The following is a 16,554-nucleotide window of genomic DNA, read 5'->3' on the forward strand; positions in this document are numbered from 1 at the left end:
CACGATCACGACCACCCGGACCCCGCACCTGAAGGAGCCCCGCCATGGCTGATACCGCCCGCGCCCGCAAGGTCGCCGACCGTATTCACGAGACGGTGGCCCGCCTCCTTCAAGGGCGCATCAAGGACCCGCGCCTGGGCTTCGTCACCGTCACCGACGTCCGCGTCACCGGGGACCTTCAGCAGGCCACCGTCTTCTACACCGTCTACGGCAGCGATGAGGAGCGGGAGGGGACGGCCAAGGCGCTGCGCTCAGCCAAGGGACTCATCCGCTCCGAGGTCGGCAAGGCACTGGGTATCCGCCTGACCCCCTCACTGTCCTTCCAGCTCGACGCCCTCCCCACCACCGCCAAGACCCTGGAGGACGCCCTGGCCCAGGCCCGGGTGCGCGACGCCCAGATCGCCAAGGTCGCCGAGGGCGCCACCTACGCCGGTGACGCCGACCCCTACCGCCATGACGAGGAGACCGAGGACGGCGACCCGCAGGCCGAGGAGACCGACCAGGAATCCGCCACGGACGCCGAGGACCTGTGAAGGCCTCCCAGCGGACTGAGCCGACGGAGCGGACAGGCCTCGATAGCGGCCACGACCGCGTGCGTCGTCGCCCGGACGTCCCCCGTGGCGCGGTCACGGCCGCCGACGGGATCCTCGTGGTGGACAAGCCCCAGGGACTGACCAGCCACGACGTCGTCGGCGCCGCCCGCCGCCTGGCCGCCACCCGCAAGGTGGGGCACGCCGGCACCCTCGACCCCATGGCCACCGGCCTGCTGCTGCTGGGCATCGGGCGCGCCACCCGCTTCCTCACCTACCTGGTGGGGGCCGACAAGACCTACGAGGCCACCGCTCGCCTCGGGGCGGAGACCACGACGGAGGACGCCGACGGGGAGATCACCGCAGCCCGCGGCTGTCGGATCGAGGACCTGCCCGAGGACCGCCTCCAGGAGGCGCTCACAGCCCTGACCGGACAGATCCAGCAGGTGCCCAGCGCGGTCTCCGCCATCAAGGTCGACGGCGTTCGCGCCTACAAACGCATCCGTGACGGGCAGGACGTCGAGCTGCAGGCCAGGCCCGTCACCATCCACGAGCTGCGCCTGACCGGAGAGCCCCGCAAGGCGATCGCCGACGCCGACATCGCCCGGAGCGGCGGCTCAGGCACGGCGCAGGTCGTCGATATCGACATCCTCGTCTCCTGCTCCTCAGGCACCTACGTGCGCGCCCTGGCCCGCGACCTGGGGCGGGCACTGGGCTGCGGGGCTCATCTGACCAGGCTGCGGCGCACCGCAGTCGGCCCCTTCGACATCGACGAGGCCCGCACCCCGGCGGACCTGTCCGCGCAGGTCGAGACCGACGCCTCCAGCCCAGAGCCTCGCGGGGTCGCCACGATCCCGCTGGAGGAGGTCGCTCGGCGCTGCTTCGAGCAGCTGGCCCTCAGTGAGGATGAGGCGCGCGCGCTGCGCTACGGCCGGCCTCTCGACGCCGCGGTCCTGGAACGGGCCGGGGCACCCGAGACCCGACGGCCGCAGGCCTCCCCCGGGGCGGCTGAACAGCGCGTCGTGGCCGGATTCGCCCCCGGTGGGCGCCTCGTGGCACTGTTGAGGCACCAGGGTCCACACGCGCGCCCGGTGCTGGTCCTGGACCCGGCCTGAGACGCGCATCACGGGCCGCCGGCCCGTCCGGCGCGAGCACACCCGATGAGCACCTTTGCATGAGGAGACATGATGAGCCAGACCGGTGGATGCCGCTGCGGATGCGGCGGGCACGGCAAGCGCAGCGAGCAGGACGAGCGGGCCGCCGCTCCCGCAGCCACCCAGCCGGTGGGCGAGGGCTACCGGCCCGAGCCAGCGCAGACCTCCCCGGAGGCCGTTGACGCCGTCGCCATCGCCTCGGCGGTGACGACAGCGCTGGGGGCGGGAGCACCGCAGGGCATCACCCCCGGGCACAAGGCCGGCAACCTGCTGGGCCTGCGCGACGTCTCCGCCTCCGCCTCGAGCGGCTGCGGCTGCGGAGGCCACTGACCCGGCCCCGTCACACGCTGCGGCGCTGGAGGGCCTCGGTGACCGTCGTCAGGCGTGAGGGCCCCTCAGCCCCCTCGTACCCGCCCAGGGACAGGTCCTCCATGATCTGCCCGTCCACCAGCACCAGGACCCGGTCGGCCCGGGCCGCCACCTGGGCGTCGTGGGTGACCATGACCAGGGTCGTCCCTGAGGCGTGAATCTCCCCGAGCAGGTCGAGGATCTGCAGCGCAGTGGCGGAGTTGAGCGCTCCGGTGGGCTCGTCGGCGAAGACGATCCCGGGGTCGTTGATGAGGGCCCGGCAGATGCCGGCGCGCTGCAGCTGGCCTCCGGAGACCTCGGTGACGCCGCTGGTGGCCAGCTCGGCGATCCCCATGCGCTCCATCAGCTCCTCCCCACGCGCCGTGACCTCGGGGCGCGGGCGCAGACCCGCCAGGAACCCGGGCAGGACGATGTTGTCCAACAGGCACAGGGTGGTCATGAAGTGCGCCTGCTGGAAGACGAATCCGAAGCGCGTCAGCCGTAGTGCCGCCAGCTCCTTCTCACTCAGGCTCGTGATGTCCTGGCCGCCCAGGAGCACCGAGCCGGCATCGGGTCGGTCCATGCCGCTCAGGCAGTGCAGGAGGGTGGACTTCCCGGACCCGGAGGGCCCCATGATGGCGACGAACTGCCCCTGCTCGACCTCCAGGTCGAGGTCTCGCAGAACGGGTGAGTGGTAGCTCTTGGACAGGTGCTGGGCCCGCAGAGCCGGTTGTCCGTCTCCCGCGGGGACGGCCGGTCCCGCGGCTGCTGAGCCGGTGCGCAATGAGGAGCCCGATGGGGTGGAGGCGCGCATTCTGTCTCTCCTTACTCGCCGGTGGTCAGGGTCGTGGTCGAAGGCATGGTGCGCAGGCGTCTGAGGCCCAGGGCGACGGCGCCGACGACGGTGGCCAGCAGTGCCCCCGGCAGGACGAGTCCCACCAGCCACGGATTGGGCAGGAGCTTGAGGGAGGGGGCTCCGCGCGAGGCCATGACCGTCCCGAGCGCGGGGCCGCCCAGGGTACTGGCCACCAGAAGCCCCAGAGCGATCCCCGCCAGCGCCAGGAGGCCGAAACGGATGAGGTACTGCCCCGCAACGGCCCGCCTGGTGCAACCCAGTGCCATCAGGACACCGATCTGAGGCCGTTCCCGGGAGACGATGAGCACGGTGAACAGGACGGTGATGAGGAAGGACAGCCCCAGTGCGATGGCGCAGGCCATCGTGGTGATGAGGCGGACCTGGGAGCCGGTGGCCCCGAAGAACTGGGCGGCGTACTGATTCATGCTGATCGCCTGGATCCCCGGGTACTCGCCGCTCAGCTGCGTGGCGAGGACGCTGGCCTGCTGGGTGGAGCGGGCGTCGGCGTAGATGATCTGCCACAGCGCGGGGGCGCCGTCGTCGAAGACGGCCTTGGCGGTAAGCCCGTTGTTGGTGATGTCCTGGTAGACGCCCGTGACCGTGAGACCCTTGTCGCCGTCAGCGGTCTGGACGGTGACCGTGGATCCCTCTTTGGCTCCCGTGGCCCGGGCCTGGCTGTAGGACAGGGAGACCTCGTCGTCGGTGGTGGGGGCGCGCCCGGAGAGGTACTCCATGGGGAAGGCCTCATGGTCCCCGATATCGATGAGCGTCGTCTCCCAGCCGCCGGCGGCCGTGGACATCTTGTAGCTGCGGCGCAGCATCGTGGCGTGCCGGGTGACGCGAGGGTCGGAGTCGACGGCCTTCTCCACGGCGGCCAGGTCCTGGACCCCGGCGCGCACGTCGATGCGCAGATCGGCCCGCCCCGTCCCCAGGTAGGTGGCGATGCGTGGATCGCTCAGGGTGGTGGAGACATTCGTCGGCAGCACCATGGTGAAGGTGCACAGCGCCAGGACGCCGAGCAGCAGAGCGTTGGAGGGGCGCAGCGCCTCGCGCGCCCCGAGCCATCCCTGAACCGGGAGACGGCGAAGGGTGGTCAGCCTCCAGCGCTGTCGGCGCGGGCGCAGGGAGGCGCTGGTGCCGCTGCGCAGAGCCTCAATGGCCGAGATGCGGCCGATGCGCCGCAGGGCCAACCAGGTGAAGCCGATGACTCCGAGCGTCAGGACCAGTACCGTGAGGATCGGCAGCCCCACGCTCCACAGGGTTGTTGCGGGCCGACCCAGGTAGAGGGTCGTCGGGGCCTCCAGGGCGGTGGCCAGGGGCTGGCCTGCCACGTAGCCCAGGGCCGCCCCCAGCGCTGACAGAGCCAGGTACTTGGCCACGTAGAGGAGGCGTATCCGCCTCAGTGGCGCCCCGATGGCCTTGAGTACGGCGATCTGGGCCAGGTCCGTCTCGATGGCCGCGAGCACCGTGTAGCGCAGGGCAAGGACGGCGACAACCGCCAGAATGATCGCCACCACCAGGGCCACGGCCACGATGAGCATGGCGTTGAGTGAGTTCATGAACTGGATCATCGAGGCGCTGACGTTGATGCCGTTACTGGGCAGGCCAGCCTCCTTGTAGGCGTCGATGACGCCACCCGGACGGGCGGAGTCGGTCAGGGTCATCTCAATGAGGTACTCGGGCTCGGTGATCTGCTGCTCCAGGGCGGAGAAGTCCTCGGGCGAGACCACCAGGCGCTTGGAGGGGATCATGGCGGCATTCATCTGAGCGTCGCGCGCGAATCCCACGACGGTCAGGGTCGTTGTCCGACCGGCGCTGCTGACGGTCACGGTGTCGCCGACATCGGCGCTCTTGATCGCCCGGTAGTGGATCGGCAGGACCACCTCCCCCGGCCCCGGGTCCACGGGGTCGCCATCGTCGTCGAGCAGGAGGTCGAAACGCTTGGGGGAGGTGACGAAGGCGGGCTCGTTGTAGGACTCGGACTGGTTGACGCCGTTGATGGACAGCTCCTGGCGCGCCACCGGCAGGGTCTTGATGACCTCGTGGTCGGTGACGTCGCTGCGCGCCTCAGCCCAGTGGTCGATGGCCTGCAAGGTGTTGTCGTCGATCCGGCCGGAGTGCATCTGCACCAGGTCCGGCAGCTTGGCCCGCTGCGAGAGCCGGTGCGTCGCCGACAGGCTGTCCACCACCAGGGACGTCCCGGCCGACATCAGTGTGGCCGCCAGGGCGATGAGGGCGGTCAGGGTGGCGGCCACAACGGCGCCGCGCGCCAGGTCCGCCTTGAGAAGTCTCATCAGCATGACAGCAGCCTCCTTGGAGTCTGTCCTCGGTCTTGCGGGCTCTTTCCCAGGTGAGGGAACGGTTCTCGGCATTAATCGACTGACAGTCGGTATTGAGAATAGACCGCGGGTCGAAACACGTCAAGGCGTGTCGACGGCGGCCGGGTCGCATCCGGTGGCGCCCCCGTGGCAGGGTTATCCCGCACAAGCGCCTCTCCCGGCCCGACGGGGCGGGCAGGGGCGTGCGGATGCGGATGCAGACAGGGGCGCGGTGCGCCCCGTGGGCCGATGAGAGCAGGGGCAGCGACAGTGGAGGTCTGGTACGGCGCCGAGCAGGTGCCAGCGAGCCTGAGCGCTCCAAGAGGACCGGGTTGCGTGGTCACGATGGGCATCTTCGACGGTGTCCACCGCGGGCATCAGGCGGTCCTGGGGCGCGTCGTCGAGCTGGCCGACGAGCTCGCCGGCGACGGTCGGCGGCCCCTGGCCGTCGCGGTCACCTTCGACCCCCACCCTCGTAGCGTCCACCAGCCGGAGGCCGACCTCCCCCTCATCGCCTCCCTGACCGACCGCCTGGCCTCCCTGGAGGACCTCGGCCTCGACGCCGTCCTGGTCATCACCTACACCCTCGACTTCGCCTCCCAGAGCCCGCAGGACTTCGTGCGTACCTGGCTGGAGGGGCTGCTCGGTGCCCGTGCGGTCGTCGTCGGCGACGACGTCCGCTTCGGTTGGCGCAACTCCGGGGACGCCGCCACCCTGGAGCAGATCGGGCGGGCTGATGGCTTCGAGGTGGAGATCGTCTCCACGATCCGCTCCGACGAGGGGCGGCGCTGGTCCTCGACATGGATCCGCCAGTGCCTCAAGGACGGGGACATGGGGCAGGTCAGCCGGGTCCTGGGCCGTCCCCACCGGCTGCGCGGCGTCGTCGTGCGGGGCCTGCGCCGCGGCCGCGAGCTCGGGTTCCCCACCGCCAACCTGGAGGCCGCCACCGCCGGCGTCGTGCCGCCCGACGGGGTCTACGCCGGCTGGCTGATTCGCGGTGGTGGAGACGGGGACGGCGTCCAGCGGCTGCCCGCCGCGATCTCGATCGGCACCAATCCCACCTTCGACGACGTCCCCCAGCGCACCGTCGAGGCCCACGTCCTGGGGCGAGCCGACCTCAACCTCTACGGCGAGGAGATCGGGATCGAGCTCGTCGAGCGCCTGCGCCCCATGCTCGCCTTCGACGGGCTGGACCCGCTCCTGGTCCAGATGCGCGCCGACATCGAGGACACCGCCCGCATCCTGGACGTCCCGGTCCCCGAGCCGATCCGTCCCGAGGACGTCACCGCGCAGTAGCTCCGGTGGGTGGGCCGAGCCCTCGGGGAGGTGCTCGCCGTCGGAGCCCGACCGCCGCATCCCGCTTCAGGCCTGTCACTGTGCCGGTTCACACAGCCTCTGGCGTGATCGGGGGGATGCGGCGCTGGTAGGGTTGGCGGGCCGTCGATCGGCCACGGATACCTCATGCCCGGGAGAACCTGCCCCGGCGCTCCGTGCAACGAGACCCGAAGGAGTCCGCATGTCGGTTACCGCAGAGCGCAAGCAAGAGATCATCGCCGAGTACGCCACCCACGAGGGTGACACGGGCTCCCCGGAGGTCCAGGTCGCCATCCTCACCGAGCGCATCTTCAACCTCACCGAGCACTTCAAGGGCCACACCCACGACCACCACTCGCGTCGCGGCCTCTACCTGCTCATCGGTAAGCGCCGTCGCCTGCTCGACTACCTCATGAAGGAGGACATCGAGCGCTACCGTGCCCTCATCGCCCGCCTCGGCATCCGCCGCTGAGCGCGCCGACAGCCTCGAGCCGTGCGGCCCGGCCCCCTGTGAGGGGAGCCGGGCCGCACGGCGTTCGAGTGTGAGGGCGGAGCTTCGCCCGCGCTCAGAGCAGTGAGGTGTAGAGCGCCCTGATGTCCTTGCGGGTCGCGGGGCGCGGGTTGCCCGGCGTGCACACGTCGGCGAAGGCGTCATCGGTCAGGGCCTCGATGCCGTCGGCCTCCACACCGACCTCGGAGATCCGGGTGGGGTTGCCCAGGTCCCGCGTCAGCTGGGCCACGGCCTCCACGGCCGCGGCGCGCGCCTCCTCCAGAGGCATCGTCGCGGCTCCCTCGACCCCGAAGGCCTCGGCGATGTCACGGTACTTCTCCCCGGTGTGCTCGGCGTTGAAGGCCATGACCGGCGCCAGGAGGATCCCGTTGGCGACCCCGTGCGGGGCGTTGTAGCGCCCGCCCAGCGGGTGGGCCATGCCGTGGACCAGGCCGAGCCCGACATTGGAGTAGGCCATGCCATTGATATAGGCGGCCAGACCCATCTGCTCCACGGCGTCGGCGTCCCCGTCGGCGGCGGCGCGCAGGTTGGCCGCGATCATCTGGATAGAGCGCAGGCACAGGGCGTCGGAGAGCTCCCACGCGCCCGGCGTGATGTAGCCCTCGATGGCGTGGGTCAGGGCGTCCAGGCCGGTGGCGACCTTCAGCGAGCGGGGCATGCCGTCCATGAGGTCGGGGTCCACGATGGCCAGGACCGGGATGTCATGGGGGTCGACGCACACGAACTTGCGCTGCTTGGAGGCGTCAGTGATGACGTAGTTGATGGTGGTCTCGCTGGCCGTGCCCGCAGTGGTGGGCACGCCGATGATCGGCACGCCCGGCCGGGTCGTGGGGGACAGGCCCTCCAGGCTCAGCACGTCCTCGAAGTCGGGGTTGGTGGCGATCACCGAGATCGCCTTGCAGGTGTCCTGGGGCGAGCCCCCGCCCAGGCCGATGAGCACGTCGGCGCCCGAGGCGCGGAAGGCGGCCAGGCCGGCCTGGACCTTCTCGATCGGCGGGTTGGGGACGACGTCGGAGAAGACCTCCCAGCTGATGCCTGCCTCATCGAGCAGGTCGGTGATGCGGGCGGCGGTGCCGTTGTCGGCCAGGACCGGGTCGGTGACGATGAAGGCCCTGGTCAGGCCCCGGCGGGTGATCTCGGGGGCGATATGGGCGATCGCGCCCCTGCCGAAGTAGCCGGTCTGGTTGAAGATCATGCGGTGGGTCATCGTTGACACTCCTGAGACGAGAGGGGGCAGGACCGCTTCGTCCTGCCGTTGGTCACCACTTTGTCACGATCAGGCGAGCCCGGTCCAGGAAGTCATCGGTTCCGCGCGTCCCATCTCACGTGGCACCCGGCGGCGCTGATCGGCATCATGAGGCCGCGCACGATAGAATCTGCGCGGCTGTGCCCTCGTGTACTCGCCGGCTCTTCGATGCTCTCCCAGCGTGCGAGCCGGCCAGGAGTACGCAGGCGGCGCAGTCCGCCCCCGGGAAGAGACCCGGGGAGCGGCCGGCCCCGTCGGTTTTCGGTGGTGGCCTCCGGAACCGCGCTCGCGCCGTCGGATCATGGAGATCTGCGTGTGGCAGGACTCGGCTCCGTGGGCCTCGATCGAAGGCCACGGACCCGGCACGACGATCGCGAGAAAGAGACTTCATGTTCATTGACGACCCCGAGGTCACCGCCGCCGAGGCAGTGATCGACAACGGCTCCTTCGGCAAGCGCGTGGTGCGCTTCGAGACGGGCCGCCTGGCCAAGCAGGCCGCTGGAAGCGCCATGGCCTACCTCGACGGTGAGACCGCGGTCCTGTCCGCCACCACCGTGGGCAAGCACCCCAAGGACCAGTTCGACTTCTTCCCCCTGACCGTCGACGTCGAGGAGCGCCAGTACGCCGCCGGCCGCATCCCCGGCTCCTTCTTCCGCCGTGAGGGCCGCGCCGGAACCGCCGCCATCCTGGCCTGCCGCCTCATCGACCGTCCGCTGCGCCCCTCCTTCGTCAAGGGCCTGCGCAACGAGGTCCAGGTCGTTGAGACCGTCCTGGCCATCCACCCCGACGACGACTACGACGTCCTGGCCATCAACGCCGCCTCGATGTCCACCCAGATCGCCGGCCTGCCCTTCTCCGGGCCCGTGGCCGGTACCCGCCTGGCCCTCATCGACGGGCACTGGGTGGCCTTCCCCCGCTACTCCGAGCAGCAGCGCGCCACCTTCCAGATGGTGGTGGCCGGCCGCGTCCTGGAGTCCGGCGACGTCGCCATCATGATGGTCGAGGCCGGCGCCACCGAGCACGCCTGGGAGCTCATCAACGCCGGGGCCGTGGCCCCCACCGAGGCCGTCGTCGCCGAGGGCCTGGAGGCCGCCAAGCCCCACATCAAGGCCCTGTGCGAGGCCCAGCTCGAGGTCGCCCAGCACGCCTCGAAGCCCACCGCCGAGTTCCCCCTCTACCTGGACTACTCCGACGAGCAGTACGACGCCGTCGAGAAGGCCGCCGAGGCCCACGGCCTGGCCGCCGCCATCGCCACCGAGGGCAAGCAGGCCCGCGACCTGGCCACCGACGCCGTGCGCGACGAGGTCCTGGCCGAGCTCGCCGAGTCCTTCCCCACCGAGGAGGACACCAAGGCCCTCAAGGCCGCCTTCCGCTCCGTGACCAAGAAGATCGTGCGCCACCGCACCCTCACCGAGGGCGTGCGCATGGACGGTCGCGGCCTGAAGGACATCCGCACCCTGGCCGCCGAGGTCGAGGTCCTGCCCCGCGTGCACGGCTCGGCCATCTTCGAGCGCGGCGAGACCCAGATCCTAGGCGTGACCACCCTCAACATGCTGCGCATGGAGCAGCAGGTGGACGACCTCTCCCCGGTCACCCACAAGCGCTATATGCACAACTACAACTTCCCGCCCTTCTCCACCGGCGAGACCGGCCGCGTGGGCGCCCCCAAGCGCCGCGAGATCGGCCACGGCAACCTGGCCGAGCGGGCCCTCGTGCCCGTCCTGCCCACCCGCGAGGACTTCCCCTACGCGATCCGCCAGGTCTCCGAGGCCCTGGGCTCCAACGGCTCGACCTCCATGGGTTCGGTGTGCGCCTCCACCCTGTCCCTGCTCAACGCCGGTGTGCCGCTGCGCGCGCCCGTGGCCGGTATCGCCATGGGCCTCATGCACGAGGTCATCGACGGCGAGACCAAGTGGGCCACCCTCACCGACATCCTCGGCTCCGAGGACGCCTTCGGGGACATGGACTTCAAGGTCGCCGGAACCCGCGACTTCATCACTGCCCTCCAGCTGGACACCAAGCTCGACGGCCTGCCCTCCGAGGTGCTGGCCGGCGCGCTCGGCCAGGCCCGTGACGCCCGCCTGTTCATCCTCGACGTCCTGGCCCAGGCCATCGACGCCCCCGACGAGATGGCCCCCACGGCCCCGCGCGTCCTGGCCGTGCGCATCCCGGTGGACAAGATCGGTGAGGTCATCGGCCCCAAGGGCAAGATGATCAACCAGATCCAGGAGGACACCGGCGCGGACCTGACGGTCGAGGACGACGGCACCGTCTACATCGGCGCCTCCGACGGCCCCTCGGCCGAGGCCGCCCGCGACGCCGTCAACGCCATCGCCAACCCGCAGATGCCCGAGATCGGCGAGCGCTTCGTGGGCACCGTGGTCAAGACCACGACCTTCGGCGCCTTCGTCTCGCTGACCCCCGGCAAGGACGGTCTGCTCCACATCTCCCAGATCCGCCGGCTCGTCGGTGGCAAGCGCGTGGAGAACGTCGAGGACGTCCTGAACGTGGGGGACAAGGTCCAGGTCGAGCTGGCCGAGATCGATCAGCGCGGCAAGCTGAGCCTGCACGCGGTCCTCACCGACGAGCAGCTCGCCGCCGAGGCCGAGGGCGAGGCCGCCCGCAAGGCCTCCCGTGAGGGCGGCCCGCGCCGCGAGGCCAAGAACGAGGACGGCGAGCAGCCGCGCCGCGAGCGCCGTCCGCGCCGTCGCCGCATGCGCAGCGCCGAGTCCTCCGAGGAGGAGTGAGACCCGTTCAGCGGCCCTAGCCGACTGACGCATCTCTCCGGTGTCCCCGTTCGGTCCCCTGGACCGGGCGGGGACACCGCAGTCACCGGGCAAGGCGTTCGCTGCGCGCGGCAGGGGTGGCCGGGTGCGGGAACGACACTGGGCCCGCTAGCCCGCTAGTCTTCGCGGGTGACCAACCCAGACATGCGCGCCGGCTCAGCCCGGCCGGCGGCCTCTCAGCCCTCCTCGACCCCCGCGACCGGGGAGTCCTCGAGCCCGACCGACCACGCCGAGGTGGATCTCGGGCGCGGGCGGCCCGGCCGCGACGGCACCGAACTGACCCTGCACGATGACGGTGCGCTCACTCGCCGCTCCGTCCTGCCCGGTGGGGTGCGTGTCATCACCGAGTCCGTGCCGGGGCTGCGCTCGGCCTCGATCGGTATGTGGTTCGGTGTCGGGAGCCGTGACGAGGTGCTGGGACAGGAGGGCTCCACCCACTTCCTGGAGCACCTGCTGTTCAAGGGCACCGCCACGCGCGACGCCCACGACATCGCCGAGGCCTTCGACATGATCGGCGGGGAGTCCAACGCCGCCACCTCCAAGGAGCACACCTCCTACTACGCCCGCGTGCTCGCCCCCGACAGCATGGCGGCCCTCGATGTGCTCGCCGACATGGTGACCTCCTCCCTCCTGGAGCCGACCGACGTCGAGACCGAGCGCGGCGTCATCGTCTCCGAGCTGGCCGACGCCGCCGACGACCCCGCCGACGTCGCCCAGGAGGCCTTCGCCCGCGCCGCCTTCGGTGAGGACACTCCGCTGGGCCGACCCATCGGCGGCACCAACGAGACCGTCACCGCGGTTCCGCGCGACGCCGTGTGGGAGCACTACAAGCGCACCTACGCCTCCGACACCCTCGTGGTGGCGGCCGCCGGCGCCGTCGACCACGACGAGGTCTGCGAGCGGGTCCTGGCCGACCTGGCCACGGCCGGCTGGGACGCCTCGCCCGATGCCGTCCCGCGCGAGCGCCGCTTCGAGACCGAGCCCTTCGCGGCCTTAAATGTCCACGACATCACCGTCCCGCGCGAGAGCGAGCAGAGCCACCTGTACCTGACCTGCCAGGGCATCGCCGTGCGCGACGAGCGGCGCTGGGCCATGAGCGTGCTGACCACCATCCTGGGCGGGGGCATGTCCTCGCGTCTGTTCCAGGAGGTGCGCGAGAAACGGGGCCTGGCGTACACCACCTACGCCTTCGACACCTCCTACGCCGGTGCTGGCGCCTTCGGGCTCTACGCGGGCTGTGCCCCCGGCGACGTCGATGAGGTGTGTGCGGTCATGATCGGTGAGTTCGAGAAGCTCGCCGAGCACGGCGTCACCGAGCGGGAGATGATGCGCGCCCGTGGCCAGCTGCGTGGGGCCATGGTGCTCGGGGGAGAGGACTCCTTGGCGCGCATGGGTCGCCTGGGGCGGGCCGAGGTCGTCACCGGGCGCCTGCGCTCCATGGGGGAGAACCTGCACCGCTTGGAGGCCGTCACCCCCGAGGAGGTCCGGGAGATGGCCGCCTGGCTGGTGGGGCAGAAGCGCGCCCGCATCCTCGTGGGCCCGGTCGACTGACGGCTGCCGACGACTGGTGGGGCCGACGACGACTGCCTGGTGCAGTGCGTCGTCGGCCCCTGGTGCTACTGGTCCGCGTGGGCCTGAGCGTCGCTCAGCGACGGAAGCCGAAGGTGGTACTGGCGTCGGTGGTCGATGCGCACATGGACTCCACATGCCTGCTGGCGATTTCAGTGCTGGCCTGCATCAGCCAACTCACTTCCCACATCCGGCGCGGTCCACGGATCTTGAAGACAGCCCTATCTGAGGTACTGAGTCCCCTTCGCAGCATCCTTGGTAAGTCTCGTCGCACGGTTGACATGCTCAGAAAATATATCTACCATATAAAAAGTAGTCGGGTCTAGCGAAGGGTGCGGCGATGGTGTTGTCGGTTTTTGTCAATGTGTTTCGATTTGCAGTAGGTTGCTATTTCGTAAAATCCGGATCAGATAAGTTGGGGAAACCGTCATTATTTTGGAAATCAATCATGAATTATGATTTAGTTAATGCTCGAACGGCCCGCGTTCTTTCGTCCGTCATTCCTCCGCTTGAGTTTTTTGGAGGTTTACTCCTTGCTGCAAATATTATACCTTTTGCTTTTTCTGTTCTCCTTGTTTTCCTTCTGTCTATTTTTAGCTTCGCCATGGTTGCGGCCATGATGCGCGGAAATGTGCCGGACTGTGGTTGTGGTGTCGTGAAAAATGCCGTCTCACCACTTCTTGTGGTGCGTAACATAGTTCTTGCTCTCATGTTGCTCCCCACGATCTTCAAAGGGCTCGAGGCGCCGAAAGGAGAGGAGGTTTCTATTGCTGTCATCACTATGATTGTCGTCGTCATTGTCGCGATCATGCGCGGCAGGGCGTTGGTCAGATAGTTTGGTGAGTTGGTCGTCAGTATGCGATAGGAGGTAGATTGCAATGGCGATGCGCAGGTCTGTTGTCAAAGGAATTCTGGTGACTATAGGTGGTTTTGTGGGTTCCGCCTTCATGGGTCTTGGTGAGCGTGCTCATGCTTTGACTGCGGGGGGTGATCTCGGAAATCAATGGTTCGAGGATGAACTCGCTGACACTCGGGAGGCGAATAGTGTGGAGGCATCCCAAATTCTTCCCGACATTAGAAAAAGGGTTGTGGATATTGGGTACCCGCAGGATGTTGTCGAAACCGCTGCCTTCGGAGTGACTTCCTCGGTCTCGCCTCGTGGGACTACTGTACTTAAAGCCGGCCTTCGACTCAATGAGGAGCTGTTCTTTACCGAGATCAAGGAGTTACTCGAGGCTGGTGATGATCGAGCCGCTTTTATGGCGTATAGAACCGATGGGCAGACTTATCTCCAGCGACTGTCTGGGCGTCAAACGACCCCAGAGGGTTTTGCGGAGTTGCAGCAGGAAAATCCTGATGGGTTTCTGCCGGTCGCGTCTTCTGAGTGTTGCGGCGCCTTTGGTACGCCCCCGGCCACCTGCTGTCGTTATGAGCTCAAGGCGATGTTTGAGTGTTGTACCCCTTGCATCTTCGGTGGCATACCACTTGGTGTCATGTGTGTCATGATCTGGTGCAATTATTGCGCTGTCTCCCATTGTAAGGAGTATTATCACGTTTGCTGATTTCGGTATGGATGGTTATGGGGTTTTGGGGTTGGTATAACGTTCTTGAGGTAAACAGAGGTTTATTCACAGAACGAGGAAAGTGACTGCTTGGGAAAACGCGGGTGGCTGGCGTGTCTGTAAGTAGTCCTTGTGGTCTCCACCCATGTCGACTCAGGGGGGTGCCCCTATGTGGTGTGTCAAGCGGCTGCGGGTAGTTTCGTGGCTGGTTGGGGGTCGTAGAGGGCTCCATCTCGGATCATGGCGTGCAGGGTCAGGATGCGGCGGTGGGCCAGGGCGAGAACGGCCTGGCCCAAGGCGGTTTGCCTTGGTCTCGTTTGCGCTGGTAGTAGGCCCGGGAGACGGGGGCGGAGCGCAGGGAGGCGAAGGCGGACAGGAACATGGCGCGCTTGAGCCTCTTGTTGCCGCCGTGGGAGACGCACCTCACCACGGATCGATGAGCCGGAGCGGCGTGTGACGGGAGCGAGCCCGGCGTAGGAGGCCAGCTGGGCGCCGGTGCCTGGAGGTCTTGCCCAGGGTCTCGGCCAGGAAGACGGCTGCGGTCCTGACCCCGATCCCGGGCATGGAGGTCAGGACCTGGTAAAGAGGGTGGGCCTGCACCAGGGTCACCGGCCTGGGCGGCGACATCGGCCCGCTGAGCGTGCAGGGAGATGAGCTGCCTGGCCAGGTGGGGCAGCACCGTTGCGGCGGCGTCGGTGCCGGCGACCACCACGGTCTGGTGCTTCAGGGCCGAGACGATCTGGCCCGCCCAGGCGGCATGCCGCCTGCACCCGTGCTTCTTGAGCCTGGCGTCAATCCTTGTCCTGCCTGCGCGCTTCAGATCGGCTGGAGTGGGCCAGGCGGCGATGACCTCCAGGACGGCGTCGTGCGCCCGGCCAGGGCCCCACCACGGCCTCGAGGGCGGGGTGGATCTGGGTGTACAGGCCCCGGATCCGGTTGGCGGTCTGGTTGACCTGGCGGGCCAGGTCCAGGTCGAATCCCGTGAGCATCGACAAGGCGGCCGCGTCCTCGTCCGAGGCGCTGACGGCTCTTAGGGTGTGAGGCATGCTCCTGGCAGCGCCAGCGATGACGGCCGCGTCCTTGGCGTCGGTCTTGGCGCTGCCCGGCGTCAGGTCAGCGATGCGGCGCATCGACAGCCCGGGCAGGTAGCCCACGGTGATGCCCATGTCCTGAGCCACCGCCACCGCCAGGGCCCCGATGGTAGCGGGCTGATCGACCACCACCAGCAGGCTCCCGTGGTCGGCCAGCTTGCCGTAAAGGGAACGCAGACGTGCTTCGTCGTTGGGAAGGGGCTTGTCAAAGACCTTCTGCCCGTCCCGGCTCAGGGCCGTGGCCCAGTGATCCGTCTTGCCGACGCCCGGTACCGATGAAGACCTCGATGTCCTCGATATCCATCTCTCCTGCCACCTCTCGCTGCATGGGTGCAGGGCCAGCAGGTGGACGACCGGTTCCGCACCCACGTTACGAAAGACCTCATACCGATTTGCGGTGGGTCGTTCCCCTTATCAGCGGTCACCAGCGCCCGGCTGCTGCGGGTGACAACACCCCCCGGATCATTAGAAGACAGGGGCAAGACATCATGCCCGCAGCAACTGGCCCGGCCCCGGACCACCCGGGACCACCAACAAGGTAACGGGCTTATTCACGGGACTAGCCGACGCTGGCATCTGCGCAGGTCACAGCACCCTCGACGGATGCTGTGAATAAGCCTCAGTGGCTCGCTCGACGACCCGGCGGCGGTGCAGGACCTGGAATTTCTTGGTCTCTGGGCGCATTTGACGATCTCGGCTCCCAGTCCCGGTACTCTCGTTCGGTCGAGGTCGCCGGGCGGCGGGCCCAGCCGCTGGCGGCCCAGACCTTGGTGATTCGGGAGAGTCTGTTCTTCGGGTCGGTCGGGAGCCAGATGGCGTCGTCGCGGTCCTGTATGCCGGCGGCTGCGGGCCAGCGCGGGGCGGTATCGGCCCGTTGGTGCCCTGCGGCGATGCTGCGCCTTGCGTCTGCTGGTTCTCCTGGCGGTGTCGCGGCCCTGCGGGTCACCCTGCGCGATCCCTGCGTGCACCGGGAACAACCGGCGGCTGCGGAGTTTTACAGTCGCGGCCTACTCGTTCCTGCTCACGTAGGCCGCCGTGCGCCAGACGGTGTGACCACTTCGCGGGCTGCTCGCCCCGCCTAACGCTGCTGGCTGGTGCTGGCAGTTGCGGGGCGATCATCTCCCACCGGTGTAGCTCGGTGATGAGGGGTAGGTGCGGATGGCTAGGTCCTTGAGCACCTGGGAGTGATCCGGACATGACAAGCACGAGCAGTTATGGTGCGGACGGCATCCGAAGGGCCCCTCGACTTCTAGGGCCTGTTGCGGAAGG

14 protein-coding genes and 1 pseudogene are annotated in these 16,554 nt (G+C 68.5%); 9 read left to right on the plus strand and 6 right to left on the minus strand.

From position 1 onward, the window contains the following. Positions 1–44 precede the first annotated feature (44 nt). From rbfA to BKH32_RS05385, 3 genes are all read left to right on the plus strand, one after another. Complete coding sequence (gene rbfA / locus BKH32_RS05375) at positions 45–533, plus strand: 30S ribosome-binding factor RbfA (protein ID WP_075248989.1); 489 nt, start codon at positions 45–47, stop codon at positions 531–533. Continuing rightward, positions 530–1,645: a tRNA pseudouridine(55) synthase TruB gene (truB, locus tag BKH32_RS05380; RefSeq protein WP_081376702.1), complete on the plus strand. Its 1,116-nt coding sequence runs from the start codon at positions 530–532 to the stop codon at positions 1,643–1,645. The genes rbfA and truB overlap by 4 nt, the downstream gene beginning before the upstream one ends. A gap of 72 nt (positions 1,646–1,717) precedes the next feature. Further along, complete coding sequence (locus BKH32_RS05385; RefSeq protein WP_075248998.1) at positions 1,718–2,014, plus strand: hypothetical protein; 297 nt, start codon at positions 1,718–1,720, stop codon at positions 2,012–2,014. A gap of 10 nt (positions 2,015–2,024) precedes the next feature. Here the strand turns inward: BKH32_RS05385 and BKH32_RS05390 are convergent, their stop codons facing one another. Then, entirely contained in the window at positions 2,025–2,846 is an 822-nt protein-coding gene (locus BKH32_RS05390) for an ABC transporter ATP-binding protein (protein ID WP_075248990.1), read from the minus strand. 11 nt (positions 2,847–2,857) lie between these two features. After that, complete coding sequence (locus BKH32_RS05395) at positions 2,858–5,188, minus strand: FtsX-like permease family protein (RefSeq protein WP_075248991.1); 2,331 nt, start codon at positions 5,186–5,188, stop codon at positions 2,858–2,860. Between the two features lie 288 nt (positions 5,189–5,476). On the opposite strand from BKH32_RS05395, the gene BKH32_RS05400 reads away from it, so the two are divergent. Beyond that, positions 5,477–6,502 carry a bifunctional riboflavin kinase/FAD synthetase gene (locus BKH32_RS05400; protein WP_075248992.1) on the plus strand — a complete coding sequence of 342 codons (1,026 nt, stop codon included), beginning with the start codon at positions 5,477–5,479 and terminating at the stop codon, positions 6,500–6,502. A 220-nt stretch (positions 6,503–6,722) separates the two neighbouring features. Continuing rightward, on the plus strand, positions 6,723–6,992 hold the full coding sequence (gene rpsO, locus BKH32_RS05405; RefSeq protein ID WP_075248993.1) for a 30S ribosomal protein S15: 270 nt from the start codon (positions 6,723–6,725) through the stop codon (positions 6,990–6,992). Between the two features lie 94 nt (positions 6,993–7,086). Here rpsO and fucO read toward each other — a convergent pair whose 3' ends face one another. Continuing rightward, entirely contained in the window at positions 7,087–8,238 is a 1,152-nt protein-coding gene (fucO, locus tag BKH32_RS05410; protein WP_075248994.1) for a lactaldehyde reductase, read from the minus strand. Positions 8,239–8,666: 428 nt separating this feature from the next. Between fucO and BKH32_RS05415 the strand changes: the two genes are divergently transcribed. The 4 genes from BKH32_RS05415 (at position 8,667) to BKH32_RS13530 (ending at position 14,194) form a co-directional block, all read left to right on the plus strand. Beyond that, positions 8,667–11,024 (plus strand): polyribonucleotide nucleotidyltransferase, encoded by a 2,358-nt coding sequence (locus tag BKH32_RS05415; RefSeq protein WP_075248995.1) that lies wholly within the window; start codon positions 8,667–8,669, stop codon positions 11,022–11,024. Between the two features lie 183 nt (positions 11,025–11,207). Next, positions 11,208–12,614 (plus strand): M16 family metallopeptidase, encoded by a 1,407-nt coding sequence (locus BKH32_RS05420; RefSeq protein WP_075248999.1) that lies wholly within the window; start codon positions 11,208–11,210, stop codon positions 12,612–12,614. A 358-nt stretch (positions 12,615–12,972) separates the two neighbouring features. Continuing rightward, positions 12,973–13,467 carry a MauE/DoxX family redox-associated membrane protein gene (locus tag BKH32_RS05425; protein ID WP_075248996.1) on the plus strand — a complete coding sequence of 165 codons (495 nt, stop codon included), beginning with the start codon at positions 12,973–12,975 and terminating at the stop codon, positions 13,465–13,467. A 43-nt stretch (positions 13,468–13,510) separates the two neighbouring features. Next, a complete protein-coding gene (locus BKH32_RS13530) occupies positions 13,511–14,194 on the plus strand; it encodes a hypothetical protein (protein WP_143222718.1) in 684 nt (227 codons plus the stop codon). A 253-nt stretch (positions 14,195–14,447) separates the two neighbouring features. Here BKH32_RS13530 and BKH32_RS14700 read toward each other — a convergent pair whose 3' ends face one another. From BKH32_RS14700 to BKH32_RS14710, 3 genes and pseudogenes are all read right to left on the minus strand, one after another. Next, a complete protein-coding gene (locus BKH32_RS14700) occupies positions 14,448–14,621 on the minus strand; it encodes a hypothetical protein (RefSeq protein ID WP_430383788.1) in 174 nt (57 codons plus the stop codon). A 34-nt stretch (positions 14,622–14,655) separates the two neighbouring features. Further along, positions 14,656–14,821, minus strand: a pseudogene (locus tag BKH32_RS14705) (transposase); the annotation flags it as partial. Positions 14,822–14,985: 164 nt separating this feature from the next. Continuing rightward, complete coding sequence (locus BKH32_RS14710; protein WP_430383787.1) at positions 14,986–15,654, minus strand: IS110 family transposase; 669 nt, start codon at positions 15,652–15,654, stop codon at positions 14,986–14,988. Positions 15,655–16,554: the final 900 nt, after the last annotated feature.

Origin of the sequence: Actinomyces oris (assembly GCF_001929375.1) — a bacterium.
In the GTDB taxonomy this organism is placed as follows: Bacteria; Actinomycetota; Actinomycetes; order Actinomycetales; family Actinomycetaceae; genus Actinomyces; species Actinomyces oris_B.